This is a genomic window from Pelomonas sp. SE-A7 (genome assembly GCF_030345705.1).
GTDB lineage: Bacteria > Pseudomonadota > Gammaproteobacteria > Burkholderiales > Burkholderiaceae_C > JAUASW01.
The window spans coordinates 398,036-423,618 of record NZ_JAUASW010000002.1 but is presented as its reverse complement, the minus strand read 5'-3'; the positions used below and the strand labels follow the sequence as shown (position 1 = coordinate 423,618).

Here is a 25,583-nt window from a genome sequence, read left to right as displayed (position 1 = left end):
CGCCGGAGCCTACACAAAAAAAGCCGGCGCAAGGCCGGCTTTTAGGACGGGAACAACGCCTGGATCAGACGTTGAACAGGAAGTTCAGCACATCGCCGTCCTTGACCACGTATTCCTTGCCCTCGGCGCGCATCTTGCCGTTGTCCTTGGCACCGGCCTCGCCCTTGAACTGGATGTAGTCTTCGAAGGCGATGGTCTGGGCGCGGATGAAGCCGCGCTCGAAGTCGGTGTGGATCACGCCGGCGGCCTGCGGGGCGGTGTCACCGATGTGGATGGTCCAGGCGCGCACTTCCTTGACGCCGGCCGTGAAGTAGGTCTGCAGGCCCAGCAGCTTGAAGCCGGCGCGGATCAGGCGATTCAGGCCCGGTTCGTCCTGGCCCATCTCGGCCAGAAACATGGCCTTGTCCTCGTCGTCCATTTCCGACAGCTCGGCCTCGGTCTTGGCGCAGATGGCCACGACCGGCGCGTTCTGGGCGGCGGCGTACTCCTTGAGGCGGTCCAGGAAGGGGTTGTTCTCGAAGCCGTCCTCGGCCACGTTGCCGACGAACATGGCCGGCTTGGCCGTGATCAGGCACAGCGGCTTGAGGATGACGCGCTCTTCCTTGCTGAAGTCGATGCCGCGCACCGGCTTGGCCTCATTCAGTGCGGCCTGGCACTTCTCCAGCACCTTGACCAGGGCGATGGCTTCCTTGTCGCCGGCGCGGGCCACCTTGTTGTAGCGGTGCAGGCTCTTCTCGACCGTGCCCAGGTCGGCCAGGCACAGCTCGGTCTGGATCACCTCGATGTCGGAGATCGGGTCGACCTTGCCGTTGACGTGGATCACGTTCGGGTCGTCGAAGCAGCGCACCACGTTGACGATGGCGTCGGTCTCGCGGATGTGCGAGAGGAACTGGTTGCCCAGGCCTTCGCCCTTGGAGGCACCTGCCACCAGGCCGGCGATGTCGACGAACTCGACGATGGCCGGCACCACGCGCTCGGGCTTGACGATGTCGGACAGCTGGTTGAGGCGGGGGTCGGGCAGCTCGACCACGCCCACATTGGGCTCGATCGTGCAGAACGGGTAGTTCTCGGCGGCGATGCCGGCCTTGGTCAGGGCGTTGAACAGGGTGGACTTGCCGACGTTGGGCAGGCCCACGATGCCGCATTTGAGGCTCATGGCGGGGGGCTTTCTTTGGGCTCGGCGGCGGCCGATGCTGCAGGGAAGGGCGTGATTTTAGCCGGGCCGACCCGGGTAATCCCGACGCCTACAATGCCGCGCATGGAAAGCAAGCAGCGATTCGGGGTCCTGGTGCGTGGCGACGGCGCGGTCGGCCGCAGCCTGGCCCTGGCCCTGGCCGCCCAGGGGCTGCAGGTCGCGCTGCTGGGCGCCGACGAGGCTCCGCGGGCCGACGACGTGCGCACCTACGCTCTCAATGCCGAGGCGGTCGCGCTGCTGAAGGAAATCAAGGTCTGGGAGGCCTTGCCGCCCGAGGCCCGCACGCCGGTCTACGACATGGCGATACGCGGCGACCAGGACGACGCCCGGCTCGATTTCTCGGCCTGGCAGCAGGGCCGCAGCGAGCTGGCCTTCATCGTCGATGCCGCGGCGCTGGACCAGCAACTGGCCGGCGCTGTCCGTTATTCGCCCCATATCCAGCGGGTCAGCCAGCCGGTCGAAGCCGAGCTGGAGGCGATCTGCGAAGGCCGCTACTCGAACGCCCGTGCCGCCCATGGCGTGCGCTTCGATCTCAAGCCCTACGAGCAGCATGGCGTGGCCGCGCGGCTGGTTGCCAGCCGGCCGCATTTGGGGCTGGCCCACCAGTGGTTCCGTGCGCCCGAGGTGCTGGCCCTGCTGCCCTTTGACCGTCCTCAGCCCGAGCACAGCTTCGGCCTGGTCTGGTCGGTGTCGCCCGAGCGGGCGGCCGAACTGTTGGCCATGGACGAAACCAGCTTCGAGGCCGCGCTCAACGAGGCCAGCGGTGAAGCGGCAGGCCGCCTGAAGCTGGCCAGCGCGCGTGCCTCATGGCCGCTCAGTCTGGCTCAGGCCTCGTCCGTGTCGGGCGAAGGTTGGGTGCTGGTCGGCGATGCCGCTCACCTGGTGCATCCGCTGGCCGGCCAGGGCCTGAACCTGGGCCTGGCCGACGCCGCCTGCCTGGCCCGCGTGCTGTCGCAGCGCGAGCAGTGGCGCTCGCTCGGCGATGCCCGCCTGCTGCGTCGCTACGCGCGGGAACGCCTGCTGCCCACGCTGGCCATGGGCCAGCTGACCGATGGCCTGCAGCGCCTGTTTGCCAGCGAGGCGCCGGCCTTGCGGCTGCTGCGCAACCAGGGCCTCAAGGCGCTCAACCGCCTGCCGCCGCTCAAGCGCCTGCTGGCCGGCCAGGCACTGGGCCGCTGAGCCCGGGCCCACCGCCTTCACTCCTACGAGCTCATTCAGGGAACCGAATACAACATGTTCATCAAGAGTCTGGGTCTGGCTGTTGTTCTGGCCACGCTGTCCATAGGGGCCCTGGCCAACGAGGCCGTGATCCGCAAGAGCCTGGCCGAGAAGGTGCCCAACTTCCCCAAGCCCGACGAGGTCCGGCTTTCGCCCATGCCGGGCCTGTGGGAAGTTCGCCATGGCAATGAGATCCGCTACACCGATGCCACCGGCCAGTTCCTGATCGAGGGCGAGCTGATCGACCTGAAGAGCAAGAAGAACCTGACCGACGAGCGCATCAGCAAGCTCAACCAGATCGACTTCTCGCTGCTGCCGCTGAAGGATGCCGTGGTCTGGAAGACCGGCAACGGCAAGCGCCGCATCGCCGTGTTCGCCGACCCGAACTGCGGCTACTGCAAGCGCCTGGAGCGCTCGCTGCAGGACCTCAAGGACGTGACGGTCTATACCTTCGTCGTCGCCATCCTGGGCGGCGATTCGCCCGACAAGGCGCGCTCGATCTGGTGTGCCAAGGAGCAGACCAACAGCTGGCGCAACTGGATGCTGGACGGCGTGCCGCCGGTGCGCGTTGCCGCCGGTGCCTGCGACGACTCGGCCATTGAGCGCAACCAGGCCTTTGCCCGCAAGCACCATGTCAACGCCACGCCGGCCATCCTGTTCGAGGACGGCACGCGCGTGCCGGGTGCCATCAATGCCGAGCAGATCGAGCGCCGGCTGCAGGCCCTGGTGAGCGGCAGCAAGTCCTGAAGGCAGCGATGACCACCGCCACGCTGCCGATGAGCCTGCCGCTGAACCCTGTCGCCGCCCGCCTGGGCTACCTCGGCCTCGTGCCCTTCGTGCTGGGCATGCTGCTGGTCTGGCTGCTGCTGGGCTACAACGACGAAGCCCACACCTACGCAACGCTGGGCCTGTCCATCTATGCCGGCAGCGTGGTCTCCTTCCTGGGCGGCATCCACTGGGGCCTCGCGTTCCGCCAGACCGTGCCTTCGCCGCAGCCCTTTATCTGGGGCGTGGTGCCCAGCGTGGTCGCCGCCATCGCCACGCTGATGCCGGCCTATGCCGGCCTCGTGATCCACGGTGTGATGCTGATCGTCTGCTACCTGGTGGACCGCCGCAGCTATCCGGCCCTGGGTGCCAGCGCCTGGCTGAATCTGCGTTTCCGCCTGTCCATGATTGCAGCGCTGTGCTGCTTCATTGCCGCGGCCGGGGTCTGATCCATGGTCGACTTCCTGATCTCGGTCGAGGACGTCGCCAGCCACCATTTCCAGGTCGAGCTGCGGCTGGAGCGGCCGCAGGCCGGGCAATGCTTCAGCCTGCCGGTCTGGATTCCCGGCAGCTACCTGGTGCGCGAGTTCTCGCGCCACCTCAGCTCGCTGCGCGCCGAGCAGCAGGGCCAGCCGGTGAAGCTGCGCCAGCTGAGCAAGAACCGCTGGCAGGCCGAAAACCTGGCCGACGAGCCGCTCGTGCTTCGCTATCGGGTCTATGCCTTCGACAGCTCGGTGCGGGCCGCCTACCTGGCCGCCGAGCGCGGTTTCTTCAATCCGAGCAGCCTGTGCCTGCGCGCCGAAGGCTTCGAAGCCCAGCCCCAACGGCTGACCCTGGCCGGCCTGCCCGAAGGCTGGGAGGTCGGCACGGCCCTGGCCTTCGACGGCCGCTGCTACATGGCGGCCGACTACGACGAGCTGGTCGATCATCCGTTCGAGCTGGGCCGTTTCTGGCGCGGCCAGTTCGAGGTCGAAGGCGTGCCGCATGAGTTCATCGTCGCCGGCGCCTTGCCGGTATTCGATGGCGACCGGCTGATCGAGGACACGCGCCGCCTCTGCGCCGCCCAGATTGCCTTCTGGCATGGCCGTCATCCCAAGCGCGCCGAGTTGCCCTTCCAGCGCTATGTGTTCATGCTGAACGCGGTGGAAGAGGGCTACGGCGGCCTGGAACACCGCGCCAGCACGGCGCTGATTGCCGCCCGGCGCGACCTGCCGCGGCTGGGCAGCCGCGAGCTGGGCGACGGCCAGGTGCGCCTGCTGGGCCTGATCAGCCACGAGTATTTCCACAGCTGGAACGTCAAGCGCCTGCGGCCGGTCGAGCTGGCCCGCTACGACTACGACGCCGAGAACTACACCGAGCTGCTGTGGTTCTTCGAGGGCTTTACCTCGTATTACGACGAGCTCTTCCTGGTGCGCAGCGGCCTGGTCGACGAAGGCCGCTACCTGAAGCTGCTGGCCACCGCCATCAACGGCATGCTGGCCACGCCCGGCCGCAAGGTGCAGAGCCTGGCCGAGGCCAGCTTCGAGGCCTGGACCAAGTACTACCGGCCGGACGAGAACACGCCCAATGCCACGGTCAGCTACTACGGCAAGGGTGCCCTGGTGGGCCTGGCGCTGGACCTGAGCCTGCGTAGCAGCGGCCAAGCCAGCCTGGACGAGGTGATGCGGCTGCTCTGGCAGCGCAGCGGCGGTGGGCCGGTCAGCGAGACCCAGATCCTGGACGCCGTGGCCGAGCTGGGTGGCCCGGCCGCCGCCGAGGAATTGCGGCAATGGGTGCACGGCCGTGAGGACCCGCCGCTGGCCAGCCTGCTGGACCACATGGGCGTCCACTGGGCGCATGAACCGGTCCTGCTCGAGCAGAAGCTGGGCCTCAAGCTGGGCCAGGGGTTGCAGATCAAGCAGGTGTTGGCTGGCGGCGCCGCGGCCGAGGCGGGCCTGTGTGCCGGTGACGAGCTGCTGGCCTGCAATGGCTGGCGGCTGCGCAAGCTTGACGAGATCCCGCTGTTGCTGGACACGCGGGATCCGCTCAAGCTCAACCTGCTGCTGGCGCGTGAGCAGCGGGTGCTGAGCCTGAGCCTGAACCTGCCTCCGGCCACCGCGGGCCAGGTCGGCGCGGTCGGCCTGACCGTGGCGGACAAGGTGGCCGCCCGGGCCCAGACGCTGCGCCACGCATGGCTCGGCGCCTGAGCCCCATCAGGCGCTGGAGCTTTGCCTCGCTGGCCCTGCTGGTGCTGCTGCTGCATTGGATTCTGGTCGATCGGCTGCAGGCTGAATTCCAGCGCTGGAGCGCGCTGGAGGAAATGCCGCCGCGTATGCAGGCGGCCTTTGTTCGCGAGCTGAAGATGGCGGCGCCGGTCGGAGGCCGGGCGGTGGCTCGCCCGCCGCGGCAGGAGCTCACACCGCCCCTGTCGGTGCCGGCTCTGCCTGCCAGTGCGGTGCAGCCTGAGCCGGTTCCGGTGATGGAGTCACTGCCGCCCCAGGTCGCCATGGCGCCGGAGCTGACGGGCACCGTGCCGGCGCCCGCCGCCAGCGCGGCCGAGTCCGACGAGCCCGGTCCCGAGTGGCCGGCCTCGACCCGGCTCAGCTACTCGCTCTACGGCTTCTACAACGGCGACGTGCATGGCGACGCGCAGGTTGAATGGATACGCCAGGGCCGTCGCTACCAGGTCCACCTGGATGTTGGCGTAGGCCCGCGGCTGACGCCTTTCATCACCCGGCGCATGAGCAGTGAGGGCGAGCTGGGCCCACGCGGCATCTCGCCAAGGCGCTATGACGAAGACACCAAGATCATCTTTCGCGAGCGGCGCCGCACGACGCTGACGTTCAGGCCTGGCCAGGTCCAGCTGGCCGGCGGTCGAACCGAGCCGACACCGCTGGAGGTCCAGGACTCGTCCAGCCAGTTCGTCCAGCTGACCTGGCTGTTCCTGACCGGCCGCGAACCGGCCCGCGTCGGCCATGTGGTGACGATTCCGCTGGCCCTGCCGCGGCGGCAGTACGGCGACTGGCGCTACGAGGTGACCGGCGAGGAAATCATTGACACGCCGATGGGGCCGATTGCCACCTGGCATCTGCGTCCAACCCGGCCGATCAGCGGCGGCGACCTCAGCGCCGAGATCTGGCTGGCGCCCACCTTGCAGTGGCTGCCAGTGCGGCTGCGCATCCGCCAGGACGAGCAGACCTTCGTCGACCTGCTGCTCAAGAGCCCTCCGCTGCAGGCGGCGCCCGACCCTATAGTTCCATCCATCAAGAAGGAGTCCCGACCATGAGCGATTACGAATGCATCCTGACCGAGGTGCGCGGCGAGGGCGCGCGCAAGACCGGCCTGATCCAGTTGAACCGTCCCAAGCAGCTGAATGCGCTGAACGACCAGCTGATGGACGAGCTCGGCCGGGCCCTGCTGGCCTTCGACGCCGATGACGGCATAGGCTGCATCGTGCTGACCGGCTCCGAGCGCGCCTTCGCTGCCGGCGCCGACATCCCGACCATGCTGCCGCACAACTTCATGAGCGCCTTCAAGAGCGGCCTGATCTCCAAGAACTGGGAAACCATCCTGCAGGTGCGCAAGCCGGTGATCGCTGCAGTGGCCGGTTTCGCCCTGGGCGGTGGCTGCGAGCTGGCGATGATGTGCGACTTCATCATCGCCGCCGACACGGCCAAGTTCGGCCAGCCCGAGATCAAGCTGGGCATCATCCCCGGTGCCGGTGGCACGCAGCGTCTGCCGCGCGCCGTGGGCAAGAGCAAGGCCATGGACATGCTCTTGACCGCCCGCATGATGGACGCCGCGGAGGCCGAGCGTGCCGGCCAGGTGTCGCGCGTGGTGCCGGCTGACAAGCTGATGGAAGAGGCCCTGGCCGCCGCCGAGACCATCAACGGCTTCAGCGGCCCTTCAGTCATGCTGATCAAGGAGCTGGTCAACCTGGCCTTCCAGGGGCCGCTGACCGATGGTGTGGCCATCGAGCGGCGCTACTTCCATGCGCTGTTTGGCACGGATGACCAGCGCGAGGGCATGTCGGCCTTCCTAGAGAAGCGTTCGCCGCAGTTCAAGCAGCAGTAATATCGTCGCCAGCCGGCGCGCTCCAAGGCGCCGGCGCATCGACCGACAGCCTGGAGGGAAGCGCGTGAACGACGACGACGATCTGCTCGTGCTGGATGAAGAAGATGAGCAGGTCGCGCCCGACCTGGCGCCGCCCTGGAACATCCTGGTCGTCGATGACGATGAAGGCGTCCACGAAGTGACCCGTCTCTTGATGCAGGGCCGTCGCTTGGAAGGACGTTCGGTGCGTCTGCTGCACGCCTATTCGGCCGCCGAGGGCGAACAGGCGCTGCGCGACCAGCCCGAGATTGGCATGCTGCTGCTGGACGTGGTGATGGAGACCGAGATGGCCGGCCTGCTGCTGGTCGAGCGGATCCGGCGCGAGCTGAACAACCACCGTGCCCGCATCATCATCCGCACCGGCCAGCCGGGCCTGCTCAGCGAGGACGAGCTGCTGCGCCGCTATGACGTGAACGGCTACTGCCTCAAGACCCAGCTGACCGACGCCGAGCTGAACCGCATCTGCCTGCTCGCGCTGCGCAACTACCGGGACATCGTCGAAGCCGCCGGCTGAGGCCATCGACTCTTGCTTGTGCCGCGGCAGTCAAAGTTCAATAGCGCGATTGTTTGCAAATCAGGAATGACCCCTTCCATTCCTGCTGGTGTTTTCCCGTAGGCCGAATTTTTACAGTGTGGGCCATGGACGAAGCGAAGTCGCCGAGTCCAACAACCCCCGGACCCGACAAGCGGGTCCAACTGGAAAGGATTCGATCATGAGCAAGCTGTCGCAAATCACCGTCGCCACCCTGTCGGCCCTGCTGTTCGCCGGCGCCGCTTCGGCCGAGACCACCCGTGAGCAAGTCATTGCCGAACTGACCCGCGCCCAGGCCAGCGGCGAACTGGCGGCTGTGCAAGCTGGTTCCAACGGCCTCGGCTACCTGCTGCCCATCAAGGCCGGCTCGGCCAAGACCCAGGCCGAGGTGTCGGCCGAACTGCAGAACGCACGCAAGAGCGGCGAACTGGCCGCCCTGCAAGCCCAGCAAGCTGGTGTCGGCACCCTGGTGAGCGGCATCGCCACCAAGTCGGCCAAGAGCCGCGCCGAAGTCGTCGCTGAATTGCAGCGCGCCCGTGAAACCGGCGAGCTGGCCGCTCTGCAGACGCCCGTCGGCGTGCCGGCCACGCCGGCTCAGCCCGGCCTGACCGGCAGCCCGGTCTACGCCGGCAAGTAAGCCGACGCCGGTTTTTGAATGAAGAAAGGCGCCCCGCGGGGCGCCTTTTCCATTGGGCAAGTGCAATCAGGCTTCGCGGCGCAGCGCCGGGAACAGGATCACGTCGCGGATGCTGGCCGAATCGGTGATCAGCATCATCAGCCGGTCGATGCCGATGCCGCAGCCGCCGGTCGGGGGCATGCCGTATTCCAGCGCGCGGATGAAGTCGGCGTCGTAGAACATCGCCTCTTCGTCGCCCGCATCCTTATTGGCCACTTGCGCCTGGAAGCGGGCGGCCTGGTCTTCGGCGTCGTTCAGCTCGGAGAAGCCATTGGCGTACTCGCGGCCGGTGATGAAGAGCTCGAAACGCTCGGTGATCTTGGGGTTGGTGTCCGAGGCACGGGCCAGTGGCGAGACCTCGACCGGGTAGTCGATGATGAAGGTCGGCTGCCAGAGCTTTTCTTCCACCACGGCCTCGAACAGGCCGAATTGCAGCTCGGGCAGGCTCCAGTGCGCGTGCACGTCCTCGCCGGCGGCCTTGATGCGGGCCTTCAAGACTTCGGCGTCATCGGCCTCGGCAGCGGTGAGACCAGCCACCTGGATCAGCGAATCGCGCACCGACAGGCGGGCGAAGGGCTGGTCAAGGTGCACTTCCTTGCCGGCATAGGTCACGCGGGCATTGCCGGTCGCAGCGCGGGCGGCGTGGCGCAGCACTTCCTCGGTGAAGTCCATCAGATCATGGTGCGTCCAGTAGGCCGCATAGAACTCCATCATCGTGAACTCGGGGTTGTGGCGAACCGAAATGCCTTCGTTGCGGAAGTTGCGGTTGATCTCGAACACCCGCTCGAAACCGCCCACCACCAGGCGCTTCAGGTAGAGCTCCGGCGCAATGCGCAGGTACATCTCCTGGTCCAGGGCGTTGTGGTGGGTGATGAAGGGCTTGGCGTTTGCGCCACCCGGGATCGGGTGCAGCATCGGCGTTTCGACTTCCAGGAAGCCATGCTCGACCATGTAGCTGCGGATCGAGGACACGGCCTTGGAGCGGGCCACGAAGCGGGCGCGTGCCGCCTCGTCGGTGATCAGGTCCACATAGCGCTGGCGGTACTTCTGCTCCTGGTCGGCCATGCCGTGGAACTTGTCTGGCAGCGGGCGCAGGCTCTTGGTCAGCAGGCGCAGCTTGGAGACTCGCACCGACAGTTCGCCGGTCTTGGTGCGGAACAGCGTGCCCTCGGCGCCGACGATGTCGCCCAGGTCCAGGTGCTTGAACTCGTCGTAGCTTTCCTCGCCGACGCCGTCCTTGGTGACGAAGAGCTGGATGCGGCCGGTGGCGTCTTGCAGCGTGCCGAACGAGGCCTTGCCCATGATGCGCTTGAGCATCAGGCGGCCGGCCACGGTCACGGCGATGGCTTGCGGCTCCAGCTCTTCATTGGCCACGTCGCCATGGCGCTGCTGCAGCGGCAGGGCGCGGTGCTGGGGCTTGAAATCGTTGGGGAAGGGGACCGAGGTCTTGGCGCGGAGCTGGGCCAGCTTCTCGCGGCGCTCGGTGATCAGCTGGTTTTCGTCCTGGGCGGGGGCGGCTTGCGTTTCTTGCGACTGGCTCATGGCAACTCGTTGAATTTCCAGCGATTTTAGTTCCGACATCACATCGCTTCGCGATATGAGTCTTCTCTGAAGCGCAAGGCGCTTGAAGAGCCCCCTCGTAGAATCCCCCGCTTCGCCTCGTTGCCGCGAGTTCCATGCCTCGTCCATTGCCCATCCTCGACCGCAAGATCCGCTTCGCCCTGGTGGGCTGTGGCCGCATCTCGAAGAACCATGTCGAAGCCATCGCCGCCCATGGCGAGCGGGCCGAGCTGGTGGCGGTCTGCGACAACCGCCCCGAGGCCCTGCAGGCCGCCGTGGCGACCACTGGTGCCGCCGGATTCGCGTCGCTGGAGGCGCTGCTGGCGGGCTCGGACGCCGACGTGGTCGTGCTGGCCACGCCCTCGGGTCTGCATCCCCAGCAGGCCATCCAAGTCGCCGCCGCCGGCCGCCATGTGCTCAGCGAGAAGCCCATGGCCACCAAGTTCGAGCAGGGCATGGCCATGGTCCAGGCCTGCCGCGATGCCGGGGTAAAGCTGTTCGTGGTCAAGCAGAACCGGCTGAACAGCACGGTGCAGCGGGTCAAGCAGGCCATCGACGAAGGCCGCTTCGGCCGCATCTACCTGAGCACGGTCAATGTGTTCTGGACCCGGCCGCAGAGCTACTACGACGCGGCCCCCTGGCGCGGCCGCTGGGACCTGGATGGCGGCGCTTTCATGAACCAGGCCAGCCACTATGTGGATCTGCTGGACTGGCTGGTCGGCCCCGTGGACAACGTCCATGCCTACACCGCCACGCTGGGCCGCGACATCGAGGCCGAGGACACCGGCGTGATGAGCCTGCGCCTGCGCCATGGCGGCCTGGCGTCCATCAACGTCACCATGCTGACCTGGCCACAAAACCTGGAGGGCTCGATCACCATCCTGGGAGAGAAGGGCACGGTGCGGATCGGTGGCACGGCGGTCAACAAGATCGAGCACTGGGCCTTTGCCGAGTCCAAGCCCGAGGACGCCGAGGCGCTGTCCGGCAACTACGAGACCGGCAGCGTCTACGGCCCTGGCCATCCGCTCTATTACGACAACGTGATCCGCACGCTGCGCGGCGAGGCCCATGCCGAGGTCGATGGTTACGAAGGCCTGCGCTCGCTGGAAATCCTGATCGCCGCCTACCGCAGCGCCCGCGACGGCCAGCGTGTCGGCCTGCCCCTGGTGTTCTGAACAAGCAGATGACTTACTGGAAGCACGACAGCGCCATCGTCGACGAGGGCGCGCAGCTGGGCGAGGGCAGCAAGGTCTGGCACTTCGCCCATGTGAGCCCGGGTGCCCGCATCGGCGAGCGCTGCTCGCTGGGGCAGGGCGTCTACGTGGGCAATGACGTCACGATAGGCAGCAATGTCCGCATCCAGAACAACGTCTCGGTCTATGACGCGGTGACGCTGGAGGACGACGTGTTCTGCGGGCCGTCCATGGTGTTCACCAATGTCTACAACCCGCGGGCTGCCGTGGCCCGCAAGAACGAATACCGCCGCACGCTGGTGAAGCAGGGCGCCACCTTGGGCGCCAACTGCACCATCGTCTGCGGCACGACCATTGGCCGCCATGCCTTCGTCGGTGCCGGTGCCGTGGTCCAGAAGGACGTGGCCGACTTCGCCCTGATGGTCGGCGTGCCGGCCCGCCGCATAGGCTGGATGAGCCGCTACGGCGAGAAGCTTCAGTTCGACGCTGCGGGCCGCGCGGTCTGCCCGCACAGCGGCGATGTCTACCAACTCAGCGGCGAACGCTGCGAACTGATCGAACCCGGCCGCCTGCCATGAGCACCATCCCCTTCATCGACCTGAAAGCCCAGTACCAGGCCCTGCGCGACCCCATCGCGGAGCGCATGCAGCGCGTGCTGGACCATGGCCAATACATCATGGGCCCCGAGGTCAAGGAGCTGGAGGAAAAGCTGGCGAGCTTCGTCGGCGTGAAGCACTGCATCACGGTCGCCAGCGGCACCGAGGCCCTCTTGATCGCGCTGATGGCCCTGGATCTGAAGCCGGGTGATGAGGTGATCACCACGCCGTTCACCTTCGCGGCCACGGTCGAGGTGATCGCCCTGCTGGGCGGCGTGCCGGTCTATGCCGACATCGAGCCCGACACTTGCAATATCGACGCCTCCAGGATCGAGGCCCTGATCACGCCGCGCACCCGGGCGATCCTGCCGGTGAGCCTCTACGGCCAGGTCTGCGACATGGCCGAGATCAATGCCATCGCCGCCCGCCACGGCAACATCCCGGTGATAGAGGACGCGGCGCAAAGCTTTGGTGCCAGCTATCAAGGCAGGAAGAGCTGCGGCCTCTCCACCTTCGGCGCGACCAGCTTCTTCCCCAGCAAGCCTCTGGGCTGCTATGGCGACGGCGGCGCGCTGTTCACCGATGACGACACGCTGGCCCAGGCGGCGCGCGAGATTCGCGTCCACGGCCAGAGCCAGCGCTACACCCACACCCGCGTCGGCGTCGGCGGCCGCATGGACACCTTGCAGTGCGCCATCCTGCTGGCCAAGCTGGAACGCTTCGAATGGGAGCTTGCGCGACGCCGCGAAATCGGTGATCGCTATCAGCAGCTGCTGGCCTCGCTGCCGGTGCAGCGCCTGGCCGTGCGGCCGGACCGCGACTGCGTCTGGGCCCAGTTCACGCTGATGCTGCAGAAGCGCCCGGCGGTGCAGAAGGCGCTGAGCGAGGCCGGCATACCGACGGCCATCCACTATCCCAAGCCCTTGCATCGCCAGCCGGCCTATGCGCGGCCCGAGCTGAGCCTGCCTCATGCCGAGGCCGCGGCCGAGACCGTGATGAGCCTGCCCATGAGCGCCGACCTGAGCCAAGCCCAGCAGGATGCCGTCGTGGCCGCCCTGGCCAAGGCCCTGGGCTGAGTACGCGATGCCGGGACGTGGCGGGCTGCTGCGCAGCACCCTGACCCTGCTGGCCGGCGGCGCGCTGGCCCAGCTGCTGCCCCTGCTGCTGGGGCCGTGGCTGACCCGGCTCTATTCGCCGACCGAGTTCGGCCAGGCCTCCTTCGTCTGGACCCTGGCGACCAATCTTGCCGTCATCGGCTGCGCCCGCTATGAATTCGCCCTGCCGCTGGAGCGTGAGGGTGGCCCCGCGGCCTTGCTGATGGGCCTTTGCGCCCGCGTGCTGCTGGGCGTGGTGGCGGTGTCGGCCGTGGTTGCGGGCGTCCTTTTGATATTGCAAGACCAGCCGCTGGCCTGGTGGCTGCCACTGGCCGTGGCCGCCGGTGCGCTGACCCAGTGGCTGACGCTCTGGTCCACGCGGGCCGAGCGCTTCCGTGCGCTGGCTTCGGCCCGGGTCGTCCAGTACGGTGGAGGTGCCGCAGCCCAGGTCGTGTTGGGTCTCTTGCAAGCCGGCTCCCTCGGCCTGCTGCTCGGTCCCATTGCCTCGGCCCTGGCGGCGGCGCTGCTGCTCTCGCAGCCCCAGCCAGCGGGCGGCTGGGCCGGCCTGTGGCGCCAGCGCTGGAGCGAACTCAAGGCCATGGCCGCGCGTCATCGCGACTTTCCGCTGCTCAACACGCCACATGCTTTTGCGGGCGCCTTGCAGGACAGCCTGGCCCTGGTGCTGATCACCGCCTGGTCCGGCGAGGCCGCGGCCGGCTACTGGGCCCTGGCCCTGCGCTATCTGAAGGCGCCGGCCGGCCTGGTCGGCGGCGCCTTGTCGCAGACGCTTTATCCGCGCCTGGTCGGCGCCGAGACGCCGGCCGAGGGCCTGCATGCGGTGCGCAAGTCGATGCTGGTGCTGATGGCTCTGGCCCTGCCGCTGATGGTGGTGCTGCTGCTCTGGGGGCCGTGGCTGTTCGCCCGCATCTTCAGCGAGCGCTGGGTCGAGGCCGGCACCCTGGCCCGGGCCCTGGCGCCCTACATTGCCATGCACTTCATCGCTTCGCCGCTGTCGGTGGCCACCATGGCCTGGGGCGCCCAGGCCTGGGCCCTGAAGCTGGCCCTGGTGGGGCAGGTGATGTTCGTTGCCGGGCTGGCTCTGGGCCTCAAGTTGGGCGGCCTGATAGGCGCAGCCTGGGGCGTGTCGGCGGCGATGCTGGTCTACTTCAGCTACTTCTTCTGGTCGTTGGCGCATTGGAGGCACGAGTAAGCATGAGGGCCATCCTGAACCGCTGCCGTCGCCTGCTGTGGCGCACGCTCTTCTACCGCATGGTGTTCGGCGAGCGCGGCGCTGCCGGCGATTACCTGGCCCACACCCGCGTGGCGCCCAGCACCTGCATTGACGGCGAATCTGGCCTGCAGCTGGGCGACCATGTCTTCATAGGCCAGTTCAATTTCATTGATGCGACCGCGGGCCTGGTGATCGAGGAGGGGGTGCAGATCACCAACTTCGTCTCCATCGTCACCCACAGCTCGCACCGCTCCATCCGCCTGCTGGGCCGCGCCTATGTGGAGCACACCGGCCCGCCGCCCGGCTACCTGAAGGCGCCCATCCGCATCGGCGCCTACAGCTTCATAGGCCCGCACAGCCTGATCGAATCGGGTGCCCACATCGGCAAGGGCTGCGTGATCTGCGCCTATTCGCAGGTTCGTGGCGAGGTGCCCGACTTCGCCATCATGGCCGGCCAGCCGGCGGTGCAGATCGGCGACGTCCGCCAACGCGATGCCGAGCTGCTGGGCCGCTACCCCTGGATGGCCGCGCATTACGAAGCCTGGGCCGGCGAATTGCCGCCCGCACCCAAGGCATGATGAAGCAGAAGAAGCTAGTGCTGATCGGCGACGGCCAGAGCCCGCACCTGGTCAAGTGGGCGCGCGCCCTGGCGCCCGAGGTGCAGCTGTGGGCGGCTTCGTCGCGCGGCTTCACGCCGGAGTTCGAAGCCCTGGTGCCGGCCGAGCGCCGCCATGCCATGAGCACCGACCCGCTGCATGCTGGCGGCAATGTGGCTGTGCTGGCCAAGCTGCCGGCCCTGGGCCGCTGGCTCGCAAAGATCGACGCCGACTGGCTGCACGCCCATTACCTGACCTCACATGGCACCTTGGCCTGGGCCGCCAGGCGCGGCTGGGGCCTGAGGGCCCGCATCGCCGGCTCGGCCTGGGGCACGGACATCCTGGTCACGCCCGAGCAGGGTGCCGCCTACCGCTGGCTGACGCGCCGGGTGCTGAGGGCCTGCGATGTCTGCACCTCCGATTCGCTCTACATGGCCCGGCGCATGCAGGAGCTGGGGGCGGGCGAGGTGATGACCTTCCCGTTCGGCCTGGAGTCCCTGCCCAAGCAGGGCGCGAAGAAGCAGCCCTGGCTGTTCTTCGCCAACCGCGGCCTGGAGCCTATCTACGCGCCGCATCGGGTGATCACGGCCTTTGCCAATGTGGCCGCGGTGCAGGCCGAGGCGCGGCTGGTCGTCGCCAACGAGGGCTCACTGCGGCCGGCGCTGGAACAGCAGGTCCGCCAGCTGGGCCTGGACGGCAGGGTCGAATTCGTAGGCCGGCTCGACGCCAAGGCCCAGGCCGGCCACTACGCCCGGGCCCGCTGGTACCTGAGCCTGCCGGGCAGCGACTCGGTCTCGGTCTCGGTGCTGGAGGCCATGGCCCATGAATGCATTCCCATCCTGTCCGAGCTGCCGGCCAACCGCGAGCTGGTCGGCGCAGGCGCCGGTCAGGGCCTGATCCTGCGCGACGATGAGGCCTTGCCCACACTGCTGGCTGACATGGGCGACACCGAGGCTGCCGGCCGCGCCAACCGCGCCTGGGTGGCCGAGCATGGCCTGTTCGCGCCGGCGGTTGAGCGCTTCCTGGCCCGCCTGCAGGAGATAGACGACATGAAAGGAGCCGGCCGGTGAGGCTGCTGCTGATCAACCACTACGCCGGCTCGCCCGAGCACGGCATGGAATACCGGCCCTACTACCTGGCGCGCGAATGGGTGCGCCTGGGCCATCAGGTGCTGATACTCGCCGCCTCGCATTCGCATGTGCGCACGACGCAGCCGAGCAAGCTGGGTGAGGAGATCGACGGCATCTCCTACTGCTGGTATCCGACGCCGGCCTACCAGGGCAATGGCCTCGGCCGGGTGCGCAACATCTGGTCCTTCTGCCGCCAGGTCTGGGGCGACGCCGAAGCGCTGGCGCGCGAGTTCCGGCCCGATGCGGTCATCGCTTCGTCCACCTATCCAATGGATGTCTGGGTCGCGCGCAAGGTCGCTCGTCTCGCGAAGGCGAAGCTGGTCTACGAAGTGCACGACCTCTGGCCGTTGTCGCCCATCGAGCTCTCGGGCATGTCGCCCCATCATCCGTTCGCGATGCTGTGCCAGAAGGCCGAGAACGACGCCTACCGCGATGCCGACCGCGTGGTCTCGATGCTGCCCAAGGTGCAGCAGCACATGGCCTCGCATGGGCTGATTCTTTCCAAGCTGCACATCGTGCCCAACGGCATCACCTTGGAAGAATGGGAAGGCGAGGGCGAGCCGCTGCAGAGCGAGATCGCCGCCCATCTGGCAATGCAGAAGGCGGCAGGCCGCACCGTGGTCGGCTATGCCGGCTCCCATGGCCTGCCCAATGCGCTGGACGTGCTGCTCGATGCGGCCAAGCTGCTGGGCGACTCCACGCTGAGCTTCGTGCTGGTCGGGGGCGGACATGAGAAGGAGCGGCTGGCGGCGCGCGTCCGCGACGAGGGCCTCGCCAATGTCGCGATGTTCGACGCCATTCCCAAGCGCCAGATCCCGGCCCTGCTGCGCCGCTTCGACATTGCCTACATAGGCTGGCAGCGCAGCCCCATCTACCGCTTCGGCATTGCGCCGAACAAGCTGATGGACTACCTGATGGCCGAGCGCGCCGTGCTGCATTCGGTCGAGGCCGGCAACGACCCGGTGGCCGAGGCCCAGGCCGGCCTGACCGTGGCACCGGAAGACGCCGCGGCCGTGGCCGAGGGCCTGAAGAAGCTGGCAGCGACCAGCGCCGAGGAGCGCACCGCCATGGGCCGTCGCGGCCGCGAATTCGTGCTGGCCAATCACACCTATCCGGTGTTGGCACAACGCTTCCTGCAGGCTCTTGAATGACCCGCGAACGCGAGCTCACTGCCATCGCCGAGCGCTACGCCCGGCGTGACGTGGGCGACCGCTACAGCCTGCTGCGGCCCGAGGTCTGGCAGATGCTGCAGGAGCGTGAACGGGCCTTGCTCCGCGAGCTGGCGCGGCGCGAGGGCCGGCCGCAGGACTGGCATCTCGCCGAGGTCGGCTGCGGTGCCGGCGGCAATCTGCTGGAGATGCTGCGCATGGGCTTTGCGCCGGAGCATTTGCAGGGCATAGAACTGCTGGCCGAGCGCCACGAGCTGGCGCGCCAGGTGCTTCCGGCTTCGCTGCGGCTGACCCTGGGTGATGCCAGCCAGGCGCCCATGGCGCCGGCCAGCCAGGACCTGGTGCTGCAGTCCACCGTCTTCTCGTCCATCCTCAGCGACCCGGTCCAGCAGCAGCTGGCCGCAGCCATGTGGAGCTGGCTGAAGCCGGGCGGAGCGGTGCTCTGGTACGACTTCATCATCGACAATCCGCGCAACCGCGATGTGCGCGGCGTGCCGCTGCGCCGGGTGCGCGAGCTGTTCCCGCAGGGGCAGCTGCGCTGGCGCCGTGTGACGCTGGCGCCGCCGCTGGCGCGCCTGGTCTGCCGCCTGCATCCCGGCGCCTACACCGTCTTCAACAGCATTCCCTGGCTGCGCACCCATGTGCTGGCCGTGATCGAGAAACCCTGAGCCCATGAGCCAAGCCTTCCTGCCCTTTGCCCTGCCCGAGATCGGCCAGGAGGAAATCGACGAGGTGGTGGACACCCTGCGCTCGGGCTGGGTCACGACCGGCCCCAAGACGCGGCGCTTCGAGCAGGCCTTCGCCGAGTTCCTCGGTGACCCGCAGATCGAATGCATCGCGGTCAACTCGGCCACGGCCGGCCTGCACCTGGCGCTGGAGGCCATAGGCATTGGCCCCGGCGACGAGGTGATCACCACGACGCACACCTTCACGGCCACGGCCGAGGTGGTGCGCTACCTGGGCGCCGATGTGGTGCTGGTGGACATAGACCCGAGCACGATGAACATCGACCCCAGGCTGGTCGAGGCCGCCATCACGCCGCGGACCAAGGCCATCTTGCCGGTGCACTACGCCGGCCTGGCGGTGGACATGCTGGCCATCCTCGACATCGCCCGCCGCCATGGCCTGCGCGTGGTCGAGGACGCCGCCCATGCCCTGCCCACCACGCTGGAGAAGGAGCTGATAGGCACCATGGGCAGCGATGCCACGGTGTTCAGCTTCTATGCCAACAAGACCATGACCACCGGCGAGGGCGGCATGCTGGTCACCCGCAATGCCGAGCTGGCCAAGCGGGCCAAGGTGATGCGCTTGCACGGCATCAACCGCGATGCCTTCGACCGCTTCACCGCCAAGGTGCCGAGCTGGTACTACGAGATCGTGGCGCCCGGCTTCAAGTACAACCTGACCGACATCGCCGCCGCCCTGGGCCTGCACCAGCTCAAGCGCATCCCGGCCTTCCAGGTCCGGCGCGAGCAGATCGCCCAGCGCTATCTGGAAGCGTTTGCCGATCTGCCGCTGGTCATGCCGCCGCAGGCGGTGGAGGGCGACACCCATTCCTGGCATCTGTTCGTGCTGCGGCTGGACGACAGCCTGGAGATGGAGCGCGACGCCTTCATCGAGCAGATGTTCGCCCGCGGCATTGGCTGCAGCGTGCACTACATCCCGCTGCACCTGCAGCCCTACTGGCGCGATCGTTACGGCCTCAAGCCCGAGCAGTTCCCGCATTCGCAAAAGGCCTACGAGCGCATGCTCAGCATCCCGCTGTACACGGCCATGAGTGATGCCGACGTGGAACGCGTGATCACGGCCGTGCGCGAGATCGTGCTGGCGCCCTGAGCGAGCCGCGAACCATGGCGAAGCGGCTGTTCGACGTCTGCTGCTCGGCGCTGGGCCTGGCCTTGCTGTCGCCGCTGCTGCTGCTGGTCGCGCTCTGGATCAAGCTGGATTCGCCGGGCCCGGTATTCTTCCGCCAGCAGCGGGTGGGCCGCCGTGGCCGGCCCTTCGTGATCCACAAGTTCCGCACCATGCGGGTCGACAACGCCGGCCTGCAGATCACCGTGGGTCGCGACCCGCGCATCACCCGCAGCGGCGATTTCCTGCGGGCCACCAAGCTGGATGAGCTGCCGCAGCTGTGGGACGTGCTGCGCGGCGTGATGAGCCTGGTCGGTCCACGCCCCGAGGTGCCCAAGTACGTGGCGCTGTACCCGGCCGAGTTGCGGGAGCTGGTGCTGTCGGTGCGACCGGGCATCACCGATCCGGCCTCGCTGCTGTATCGCGACGAGAGCGAGCAGCTCGCTTTGGCCAGTGACCCGGAGCGCGAATACATCGAGGTCGTGATGCCGCGCAAGCTGGCCCTGGCGGCCGACTATGTGCGCCAGGCCAGCCTGTGGGGCGACCTGCGTCTGATCTTTGCCACCCTGGGCGCGCTGCGGCGCTGAAAATCCGTCCCATGTTCTGGCAATCCCTCGACGCCTTCCTGACCCGCATCCGCCGCTGGCGCGAGCCGCTGTCGCTGCTGCTCGACGGCGCCGTGGTGGCGCTGGCCTGGCAGGCCACCTATCTGTTCCGCCTGGGCTTCGAGCGCTGGATCTCGGCCCGGCCGACCTACGACGCCTGGGTGCTGCTAGGCCTGGTGCTGCTCTACATGGGCGTGCTCTGGGGCCTGCGCGTGCCCAAGGGCATGTGGCGTTTCAGCGGCTTCGGCGAGGTCAAGCGCCTGGCCTGGGCCTGTGCCATCGCCGGGGCGCTGGGCGCTGCCGTGGTGCAGATGGCCGAGTTGCGGGCCGTGCCCCGCGCGGTGCTGGCCCTGCATCCGGTGCTGGGCCTGATTGGCCTGGCCATGATGAGGTTGGGCTACCGCATGTTGTACGAGCACATGCGGGGCCGCATCAGCGGCAGCTCGGTGGAGACGCGCCGGGCGCTGGTGATGGGGGCCGGCGATGCGGGGCGCCTGCTGGTGGCCGGCATCCAGCACCAGGGCTGGGTGGTCGTGGGCCTGCTGGACGACGACGCCTCCAAGCAGGGCATGCGCGTGGGCGGCATTCCGGTGCTGGGGCGGATAGGCCAGGTCCGCGAGCTGAGCCAGCTGCAGGGCATCACCCATCTCATCGTGGCCATGCCCTCGGCCGCGCCGGCCCAGCGTCGCCGTGCGCTGGACCTGGCCGGCTCGACCGGCCTGCATGTCTTGACCGTGCCCAGCAGCGACGAGCTGCTGTCGGGCCGGGCGGTGGAGCAGGTGCGCGACATCGAACCCGAGGACCTGCTGGGCCGCGAGCCGGTCAAGCTGGACGAGGCCGGCATCAGCGAGGCGATTGCCGGCAAGGTGGTGCTCATCACTGGGGCCGGTGGCAGCATTGGCAGCGAGCTGTGCCGCCAGGTGGCGCGCTACGGACCGCAGCGCCTGGTGCTTTACGAGCTCAGCGAGTTCGCGCTCTACCAGGTCGAGCAGGAACTCAGCGAGAGCTTCCCGCATCTGCCGCTGACCCGCTTGATAGGCGACGTCAAGGACTTGGCCCAGCTGCGCCAGGCCTTCGGTCGCGAGCGGCCACAGCTGGTATTCCATGCCGCGGCGTACAAGCATGTGCCCTTGATGGAGCAGCACAACGCCTGGGCGGCCCTGCGCAACAACACGCTGGGCACCTATCACGCGGCGCTGGCCGCGGCCGAGGCCGGTGCCGAGCGCTTCGTGCTGATCAGCACCGACAAGGCGGTCAACCCGACCAATGTGATGGGTGCCAGCAAGCGCGCGGCCGAGCTGGTCATCAGCCACCTGGCCGGCCAGGGCCACAGAACCCGCTTCATGGCCGTGCGCTTCGGCAATGTGCTGGGCTCTAGCGGCAGCGTGATCCCGAAGTTCAAGGAGCAGATCGCCCGCGGCGGTCCGGTGACCGTGACCCATCCGGAGATCACCCGCTACTTCATGACCATCCCCGAAGCGGCACGGCTGGTGGTGCAGGCCGCGGCCATAGGCGAGAGCGGCCAGGTCTATGTGCTGGACATGGGCGAGCCGGTGCGCATTGTCGACCTGGCGCGCGACATGATCCGGCTCTCGGGCCACAGCCTGGACGAGATCCGAATCGTGTTCTCGGGCCTGAGGCCCGGCGAGAAGTTGTACGAGGAACTGCTCTCGGACAGCGACCAGACGCTGCCGACGGCGATCAGCCGGCTCAGCATTGCCCGCCTGGACGACCAGGCCGCCGCCGGCGCTGTGCTGGACTGGCTGTTGCCGCTGGCCGACCAGGCCCTGGACGACGAGGCGGTGCGCACCGCCTTGCGAGAATTGCTGCGCGACGAATACCGGCCGGCGCGCCACGACTGAGCTTACTTTTCCGATGTCCCAGCAGATCAGCGAATCCCACCTGAACCACCTCGAGGAAGAAGCCATCTTCATCCTGCGCGAGGTGGCGGCCTCGTTCGAGCGCCCGGCGCTTTTGTTCTCGGGCGGCAAGGACTCCTGCGTGGTCTTGCGCCTGGCCGAGAAGGCCTTCAAGAACCGCGTCGCGGGCAACGAGTTCTCTGGCCGGCTGCCGTTCCCGCTCCTGCACGTGGACACCGGCCACAACTTCCCCGAGGTGATAGCGTTCCGCGACCAGCGCGTGGCCGAGATGGGCGAGCGCCTGGTCGTCGGCCACCTGGAAGACTCCATGGCCCGCGGCACCGTGCGCCTCTCTCACCCGCTGGAATCCCGCAACGGCCACCAGACCGTGACCCTGCTGGAAGCCATCGAAGAGCACCGCTTCGACTGCCTGATCGGTGGCGCCCGCCGCGATGAAGAAAAAGCCCGCGCCAAGGAACGCATCTTCAGCCACCGCGATTCCTTCGGCCAATGGCAGCCCAAGGAGCAGCGGCCCGAGCTGTGGAACCTGTTCAACACCCGGATCCGCCCGGGCGAGCACTTCCGCGCCTTCCCGATCTCGAACTGGACCGAGCTGGACGTCTGGCTCTACATCGCTAGAGAGAACATCCCGCTGCCGTCCCTCTACTACGCCCATGAGCGCTCGGTCATCCGCCGCAAGGGGCTCTTGGTGCCCTTGACCGAGGTGACCCCGCCCGAAGCCGGCGAGCTAGTGGAGACCGCCACCGTGCGCTTTCGCACCGTGGGCGACATGACCTGCACCTGCCCGGTGGAGAGTTCAGCTTTGAATGCCTCGGACATCGTGGCCGAGACTCTGACCGTCACGGTGAGCGAGCGCGGCGCCACGCGCATGGACGACCGCACCAGCGAGGCCTCGATGGAGCGCCGCAAGAAAGAGGGCTACTTCTGATGAGCGCCGTTCTCAATTCCCTGATCCATCACGAGACCGACGTGGACACCCAGCATCGCGCCCTGCGCTTCCTCACGGCCGGCAGCGTCGACGATGGCAAGAGCACGCTGATCGGCCGGCTGCTGTTTGACAGCCGGGCCATCCTGGCCGATCAACTCGACACGCTGGAGAAGCGCGCCGCCGGTGCCCCGATCGACCTCTCTTTGCTGACCGACGGCCTGGAGGCCGAGCGCGAGCAGGGCATCACCATCGACGTGGCGTATCGCTACTTCGCCACCCGCACCCGCAAGTTCATCATTGCCGACGCGCCGGGCCATGAGCAGTACACCCGCAACATGGTCACGGCCGCCGCCGGCAGCGATGCCGCCGTGGTGCTGGTGGACATCACCAAGCTGGACCTGGAGCAAGCCGAGGTCACGCTCTTGCCCCAGACCCGCCGGCACAGCTTGCTGGCCCATCTGCTGAGAGTCCCGAGCATCGTGTTCGCGATCAACAAGATCGATGCGCTGGTGCATCCGGCCGAGGGCTATGCCAAGGTGAGCCGGGCGCTGCGCCAGTTCGCCGAAGAGGCGGGCATCGAGGTGCAAGCCATCGTGCCGGTCAGCGCCCTGCGCGGTGACAACGTCACCCAGCCGCTGGAGTCGAACTGGTACCAGGGCCCTAGCCTCCTGCAAGTGCTGGAGTCGCTGCCGACGGTGCAGGAGAAGGTTGAAGGGCGCCTGGCGATTCCGGTGCAGTACGTGGCCACCAATGGCGACGGCACGGGCCATCAGCCCCGCACGCTGTGGGGCCGCATCGCCCACGGCCAGGTCCAGGCCGGGGACGAGATCCAGATCCTGCCCAGCGGCCAGAAGGCCCGGGTGGTTGAGGTGCGCAAGGCGGGCAGCACGGTGGCACAAGTGGTGGCCGGTGAATCGGCCGGCGTGCTCCTGGACCGACAACTCGACGCCTCCCGCGGCGACTGGATCGTCACGCCGGGCTCCAGCGAGCCGACGAATGCCTTCGAGGCGACGCTGGCCTGGCTGGACACCGAAGCGGCCCAGGTCGGTCGCAAGTACTGGGTGCGCCACGGCAACCGCTGGGTGCAGGCAAGGATCACGGCGATCGAGCACAAGGTGGACATCCACACGCTCCAGGAGGCCGACGCGCATGAGCTGGCGGTGAACGAGATCGGCCATGTGCGGATCGAGACCCAGCAGCCGCTGCCGGTGGAGCCCTATGCGGCCAACCGCGTCGGCGGCGCCCTGATCGTCGTGGACCCCACAACCAATCGCACCTCGGGTGCGCTGCTGGTGAGGTGAGCATGAGTCCACGCAAACTGACGGTCTGGCTGACCGGCCTGTCGGGCTCCGGCAAGTCGACGCTGGCGCGTGAACTGCTGGCCCAGCGCCTGTTTGCCGGCGAGCAGGTCGCAGTCTTGGACGGCGACGTATTGCGGGCGGGCCTTTGCAAGGACCTGGGGTTCTCCACCGCGGATCGCCACGAGAACATCCGCCGCGTGGCGGAGGTGGCACGGCTGATGAACGATGCCGGTGTGACGGTGATCTGCGCCCTGATATCGCCACTGCGGGCGGATCGGCAGATGGCCCGGCAGATCATTGGCCGGGAGGCATTCGTCGAGGTGCATGTGGCCGCATCGCTGGAGGCCTGTGAACGGCGAGACCCCAAGGGGCTCTACAAGAAGGCGCGGGCCGGACAGATCCCCATGTTCACAGGCATCGACTCGCCTTATGAGGAGCCCGAGTCGCCGGATCTTGTGCTCGATACCGACGAGCAGACCTTAGGAGACTCGGTGCTTCGCTTGCTAGCTGTCGTGCAGGGCCGTCGGAGCGCCTAGGCATTCGCCTGGAGCGCTTGCTCCACGGCAGCCAGTGCATGTTGCCGCAACTCCGGGACGGCCGTGGCCTCCCAATGTTGAGCCCGCAACATCGGACCTGCGTACAGCAGACCTGGTTGTGGGCGGCCCTGGGCATCCAGCAGCCGGTACCTGGCGTCGACATGGATGCCCAGATCAAGCGGGCAAATCTGAAGGCGTCCGGCAGCCAGCAGATTGCCAAACAGCGTGGAACGATCGTCAGCGATGCGGCTCGAGGGCCCGGTGCAATTGAAAATCCGGACGGCCTCGAATTGATTCAACGCGCCGGATCCTCTGGCTTGCCACAGAACGGTCGCGCCGCTTGTGGTGGCCTCGACGCTGATGATGCGACCCGCCCGCTGTTGCAGCCGACCTTCGGTCTGGGCCTGGAGAAGCGGAGTCATCGCCTCCGGTGAAGCGCGGTGCCGATGTACATCCCAATGGGCCTGGAGGTGACGCAGAAACTGGGCCTGTTCTCGTGCCGACAGGCGGCGCCATAGGTCGGGCGTGTGAGGCCGCAGGGCGACCCAGACGTCACGCCAGTCATGACCGTTGGCCTGAGCCTGCTGTGTCGCCAATCGGACGCGCCGCGCCAGGTCAAGCAAGGAGCGCGGCCGGTCCAGCCAGCCGGGCTGCGGGTGCCAAGACGGTGGGGGCAACTCATTGCGACGATGTGACTGGGGACACAACCCCCGCCGTGACAGCACCAAAACCGGCCCTCGATGGCCGCGGCTGTCCAGCGACGCAAGCACGTCCAGCATGGTCAAGCCGCTGCCCACGATGGCGACCGGGGCGTCGATGCCGAGCCCATCCAGGGCTTTTCCGTGCCAAGGGTCCGCTACATATCGATCCGAAGGCAGGCCCAAGAGTCCGGAGTGTGGGCAACTTGGTGCAAAGTTCCCAAGAGCCAACAGGACGCGCGAGGCCTGAAGTGACGCACCATTTGACAGTGACGCGCGCCATCCCCCTTGTGTATCCGGCGCCAGGGTATCAACGTGAGCAATTTGATGTGACCACGCAATGTCGTCGCGCGACATCCGCTGCTGCTCCAAGCGTGCAGCCAAATAGTCCCCATAGAGTCTGCGCGGCACGAAGCCGTTGCCGCCGTACTCGGGATGCGACTGCCGAAGCCAGGTGACAAAGTCATCTGGCTGTCGTTCATCCCACGACATGCGTGCCGCCGGCACGTTGAGTAGGTGCCCAGGTGAACTGGTGCCATAGGCCAATCCGCGCCCTAACGGGCCGCTTGCATTCACCAAAGTGATGCTGGCGCCGCTTGGTGCCCGTTTCAGCAGGTGGCACGCCATCGCGGCGCCTACGAAGCCACCGCCAACAATCAGGAAATCCATTCAGTAAAGATATGTAGTGCGTTCCGAACTATTGAGATTGGCAGCCAATTGCCTTGCCGCCACGAATG

General features: G+C 67.5%; 25 protein-coding genes. 22 read left to right on the top strand and 3 right to left on the bottom strand.

All coding sequences use genetic code 11. The features are described from left to right. Positions 1–64 precede the first annotated feature (64 nt). Positions 65–1,156 (bottom strand): redox-regulated ATPase YchF, encoded by a 1,092-nt coding sequence (gene ychF, locus QT382_RS15990; RefSeq protein ID WP_289255087.1) that lies wholly within the window; start codon positions 1,154–1,156, stop codon positions 65–67. 102 nt (positions 1,157–1,258) lie between these two features. On the opposite strand from ychF, the gene QT382_RS15985 reads away from it, so the two are divergent. The 8 genes from QT382_RS15985 to QT382_RS15950 all read left to right on the top strand — a co-directional run bounded on the left by QT382_RS15985 (position 1,259) and on the right by QT382_RS15950 (position 8,439). Continuing rightward, positions 1,259–2,374 carry an FAD-dependent monooxygenase gene (locus QT382_RS15985; protein ID WP_289255086.1) on the top strand — a complete coding sequence of 372 codons (1,116 nt, stop codon included), beginning with the start codon at positions 1,259–1,261 and terminating at the stop codon, positions 2,372–2,374. 54 nt (positions 2,375–2,428) lie between these two features. Beyond that, a complete protein-coding gene (locus QT382_RS15980) occupies positions 2,429–3,160 on the top strand; it encodes a DsbC family protein (RefSeq protein ID WP_289255085.1) in 732 nt (243 codons plus the stop codon). Between the two features lie 8 nt (positions 3,161–3,168). Further along, positions 3,169–3,627, top strand: a complete 459-nt coding sequence (locus QT382_RS15975) for a DUF3429 domain-containing protein (RefSeq protein WP_289255084.1) — start codon at positions 3,169–3,171, stop codon at positions 3,625–3,627. Positions 3,628–3,630: 3 nt separating this feature from the next. Continuing rightward, positions 3,631–5,364, top strand: a complete 1,734-nt coding sequence (locus QT382_RS15970) for a M61 family metallopeptidase (protein WP_289255083.1) — start codon at positions 3,631–3,633, stop codon at positions 5,362–5,364. Then, entirely contained in the window at positions 5,349–6,443 is a 1,095-nt protein-coding gene (locus QT382_RS15965) for a DUF3108 domain-containing protein (protein ID WP_289255082.1), read from the top strand. The genes QT382_RS15970 and QT382_RS15965 overlap by 16 nt, the downstream gene beginning before the upstream one ends. After that, positions 6,440–7,231, top strand: a complete 792-nt coding sequence (locus tag QT382_RS15960) for an enoyl-CoA hydratase (RefSeq protein WP_289255081.1) — start codon at positions 6,440–6,442, stop codon at positions 7,229–7,231. The genes QT382_RS15965 and QT382_RS15960 overlap by 4 nt, the downstream gene beginning before the upstream one ends. Before the next feature lie 64 nt (positions 7,232–7,295). Beyond that, positions 7,296–7,784 (top strand): response regulator, encoded by a 489-nt coding sequence (locus tag QT382_RS15955; protein ID WP_289255080.1) that lies wholly within the window; start codon positions 7,296–7,298, stop codon positions 7,782–7,784. Between the two features lie 199 nt (positions 7,785–7,983). Next, positions 7,984–8,439: a hypothetical protein gene (locus QT382_RS15950; protein ID WP_289255079.1), complete on the top strand. Its 456-nt coding sequence runs from the start codon at positions 7,984–7,986 to the stop codon at positions 8,437–8,439. A gap of 66 nt (positions 8,440–8,505) precedes the next feature. Here the strand turns inward: QT382_RS15950 and lysS are convergent, their stop codons facing one another. Beyond that, positions 8,506–10,020 (bottom strand): lysine--tRNA ligase, encoded by a 1,515-nt coding sequence (lysS, locus tag QT382_RS15945; RefSeq protein ID WP_289255078.1) that lies wholly within the window; start codon positions 10,018–10,020, stop codon positions 8,506–8,508. Positions 10,021–10,154: 134 nt separating this feature from the next. Between lysS and QT382_RS15940 the strand changes: the two genes are divergently transcribed. Genes QT382_RS15940 through cysC form a run of 14 tightly spaced genes read left to right on the top strand, consistent with a single transcriptional unit; the run spans position 10,155 to position 24,148 of the window. Continuing rightward, entirely contained in the window at positions 10,155–11,213 is a 1,059-nt protein-coding gene (locus tag QT382_RS15940) for a Gfo/Idh/MocA family protein (RefSeq protein WP_289255077.1), read from the top strand. A gap of 8 nt (positions 11,214–11,221) precedes the next feature. After that, positions 11,222–11,809, top strand: a complete 588-nt coding sequence (locus QT382_RS15935; RefSeq protein ID WP_289255076.1) for an acyltransferase — start codon at positions 11,222–11,224, stop codon at positions 11,807–11,809. A gap of 5 nt (positions 11,810–11,814) precedes the next feature. Beyond that, positions 11,815–12,903: a DegT/DnrJ/EryC1/StrS family aminotransferase gene (locus QT382_RS15930; RefSeq protein ID WP_289255474.1), complete on the top strand. Its 1,089-nt coding sequence runs from the start codon at positions 11,815–11,817 to the stop codon at positions 12,901–12,903. 7 nt (positions 12,904–12,910) lie between these two features. Then, positions 12,911–14,131 carry a lipopolysaccharide biosynthesis protein gene (locus tag QT382_RS15925; protein WP_289255075.1) on the top strand — a complete coding sequence of 407 codons (1,221 nt, stop codon included), beginning with the start codon at positions 12,911–12,913 and terminating at the stop codon, positions 14,129–14,131. Positions 14,132–14,133: 2 nt separating this feature from the next. Next, the gene (locus QT382_RS15920) at positions 14,134–14,730 is read left to right on the top strand and encodes an acyltransferase (RefSeq protein WP_289255074.1); all 597 of its coding nucleotides are present in this window, start codon (positions 14,134–14,136) and stop codon (positions 14,728–14,730) included. Beyond that, positions 14,730–15,818 (top strand): glycosyltransferase family 4 protein, encoded by a 1,089-nt coding sequence (locus QT382_RS15915; protein ID WP_289255073.1) that lies wholly within the window; start codon positions 14,730–14,732, stop codon positions 15,816–15,818. The genes QT382_RS15920 and QT382_RS15915 overlap by 1 nt, the downstream gene beginning before the upstream one ends. Then, a complete protein-coding gene (locus QT382_RS15910; protein WP_289255072.1) occupies positions 15,815–17,029 on the top strand; it encodes a glycosyltransferase family 4 protein in 1,215 nt (404 codons plus the stop codon). The genes QT382_RS15915 and QT382_RS15910 overlap by 4 nt, the downstream gene beginning before the upstream one ends. Then, a complete protein-coding gene (locus QT382_RS15905; protein WP_289255071.1) occupies positions 17,026–17,715 on the top strand; it encodes a class I SAM-dependent methyltransferase in 690 nt (229 codons plus the stop codon). Before QT382_RS15910 ends, QT382_RS15905 begins: the two co-directional genes overlap by 4 nt. Positions 17,716–17,719: 4 nt before the next feature. Next, positions 17,720–18,883 carry a DegT/DnrJ/EryC1/StrS family aminotransferase gene (locus QT382_RS15900; protein WP_289255070.1) on the top strand — a complete coding sequence of 388 codons (1,164 nt, stop codon included), beginning with the start codon at positions 17,720–17,722 and terminating at the stop codon, positions 18,881–18,883. A gap of 14 nt (positions 18,884–18,897) precedes the next feature. Next, the gene (locus QT382_RS15895; protein WP_289255069.1) at positions 18,898–19,485 is read left to right on the top strand and encodes a sugar transferase; all 588 of its coding nucleotides are present in this window, start codon (positions 18,898–18,900) and stop codon (positions 19,483–19,485) included. An 11-nt stretch (positions 19,486–19,496) separates the two neighbouring features. Continuing rightward, entirely contained in the window at positions 19,497–21,365 is a 1,869-nt protein-coding gene (locus QT382_RS15890; protein WP_289255068.1) for a polysaccharide biosynthesis protein, read from the top strand. Between the two features lie 13 nt (positions 21,366–21,378). Continuing rightward, complete coding sequence (gene cysD / locus QT382_RS15885) at positions 21,379–22,311, top strand: sulfate adenylyltransferase subunit CysD (RefSeq protein WP_289255067.1); 933 nt, start codon at positions 21,379–21,381, stop codon at positions 22,309–22,311. After that, entirely contained in the window at positions 22,311–23,612 is a 1,302-nt protein-coding gene (locus QT382_RS15880; RefSeq protein ID WP_289255066.1) for a sulfate adenylyltransferase subunit 1, read from the top strand. The genes cysD and QT382_RS15880 overlap by 1 nt, the downstream gene beginning before the upstream one ends. Before the next feature lie 2 nt (positions 23,613–23,614). Continuing rightward, positions 23,615–24,148: an adenylyl-sulfate kinase gene (cysC, locus tag QT382_RS15875; RefSeq protein ID WP_289255065.1), complete on the top strand. Its 534-nt coding sequence runs from the start codon at positions 23,615–23,617 to the stop codon at positions 24,146–24,148. Here cysC and QT382_RS15870 read toward each other — a convergent pair. Continuing rightward, positions 24,145–25,515, bottom strand: coding sequence for an FAD/NAD(P)-binding protein (locus QT382_RS15870; protein ID WP_289255064.1), 1,371 nt, complete (start codon positions 25,513–25,515; stop codon positions 24,145–24,147). The genes cysC and QT382_RS15870 overlap by 4 nt on opposite strands. Positions 25,516–25,583 lie beyond the last annotated feature (68 nt).

Bases quoted from the DNA above. Each gene is read 5' to 3' on its own strand.
- ychF (WP_289255087.1), bottom strand. From the start codon at position 1,156: ATGAGCCTCAAATGCGGCATCGTGGGCCTGCCCAACGTCGGCAAGTCC.
- QT382_RS15985 (WP_289255086.1), top strand. From the start codon at position 1,259: ATGGAAAGCAAGCAGCGATTCGGGGTCCTGGTGCGTGGCGACGGCGCG.
- QT382_RS15980 (WP_289255085.1), top strand. From the start codon at position 2,429: ATGTTCATCAAGAGTCTGGGTCTGGCTGTTGTTCTGGCCACGCTGTCC.
- QT382_RS15975 (WP_289255084.1), top strand. From the start codon at position 3,169: ATGACCACCGCCACGCTGCCGATGAGCCTGCCGCTGAACCCTGTCGCC.
- QT382_RS15970 (WP_289255083.1), top strand. From the start codon at position 3,631: ATGGTCGACTTCCTGATCTCGGTCGAGGACGTCGCCAGCCACCATTTC.
- QT382_RS15965 (WP_289255082.1), top strand. From the start codon at position 5,349: ATGGCTCGGCGCCTGAGCCCCATCAGGCGCTGGAGCTTTGCCTCGCTG.
- QT382_RS15960 (WP_289255081.1), top strand. From the start codon at position 6,440: ATGAGCGATTACGAATGCATCCTGACCGAGGTGCGCGGCGAGGGCGCG.
- QT382_RS15950 (WP_289255079.1), top strand. From the start codon at position 7,984: ATGAGCAAGCTGTCGCAAATCACCGTCGCCACCCTGTCGGCCCTGCTG.
- lysS (WP_289255078.1), bottom strand. From the start codon at position 10,020: ATGAGCCAGTCGCAAGAAACGCAAGCCGCCCCCGCCCAGGACGAAAAC.
- QT382_RS15940 (WP_289255077.1), top strand. From the start codon at position 10,155: ATGCCTCGTCCATTGCCCATCCTCGACCGCAAGATCCGCTTCGCCCTG.
- QT382_RS15935 (WP_289255076.1), top strand. From the start codon at position 11,222: ATGACTTACTGGAAGCACGACAGCGCCATCGTCGACGAGGGCGCGCAG.
- QT382_RS15925 (WP_289255075.1), top strand. From the start codon at position 12,911: ATGCCGGGACGTGGCGGGCTGCTGCGCAGCACCCTGACCCTGCTGGCC.
- QT382_RS15920 (WP_289255074.1), top strand. From the start codon at position 14,134: ATGAGGGCCATCCTGAACCGCTGCCGTCGCCTGCTGTGGCGCACGCTC.
- QT382_RS15915 (WP_289255073.1), top strand. From the start codon at position 14,730: ATGAAGCAGAAGAAGCTAGTGCTGATCGGCGACGGCCAGAGCCCGCAC.
- QT382_RS15905 (WP_289255071.1), top strand. From the start codon at position 17,026: ATGACCCGCGAACGCGAGCTCACTGCCATCGCCGAGCGCTACGCCCGG.
- QT382_RS15900 (WP_289255070.1), top strand. From the start codon at position 17,720: ATGAGCCAAGCCTTCCTGCCCTTTGCCCTGCCCGAGATCGGCCAGGAG.
- QT382_RS15895 (WP_289255069.1), top strand. From the start codon at position 18,898: ATGGCGAAGCGGCTGTTCGACGTCTGCTGCTCGGCGCTGGGCCTGGCC.
- QT382_RS15890 (WP_289255068.1), top strand. From the start codon at position 19,497: ATGTTCTGGCAATCCCTCGACGCCTTCCTGACCCGCATCCGCCGCTGG.
- cysD (WP_289255067.1), top strand. From the start codon at position 21,379: ATGTCCCAGCAGATCAGCGAATCCCACCTGAACCACCTCGAGGAAGAA.
- QT382_RS15880 (WP_289255066.1), top strand. From the start codon at position 22,311: ATGAGCGCCGTTCTCAATTCCCTGATCCATCACGAGACCGACGTGGAC.
- cysC (WP_289255065.1), top strand. From the start codon at position 23,615: ATGAGTCCACGCAAACTGACGGTCTGGCTGACCGGCCTGTCGGGCTCC.
- QT382_RS15870 (WP_289255064.1), bottom strand. From the start codon at position 25,515: ATGGATTTCCTGATTGTTGGCGGTGGCTTCGTAGGCGCCGCGATGGCG.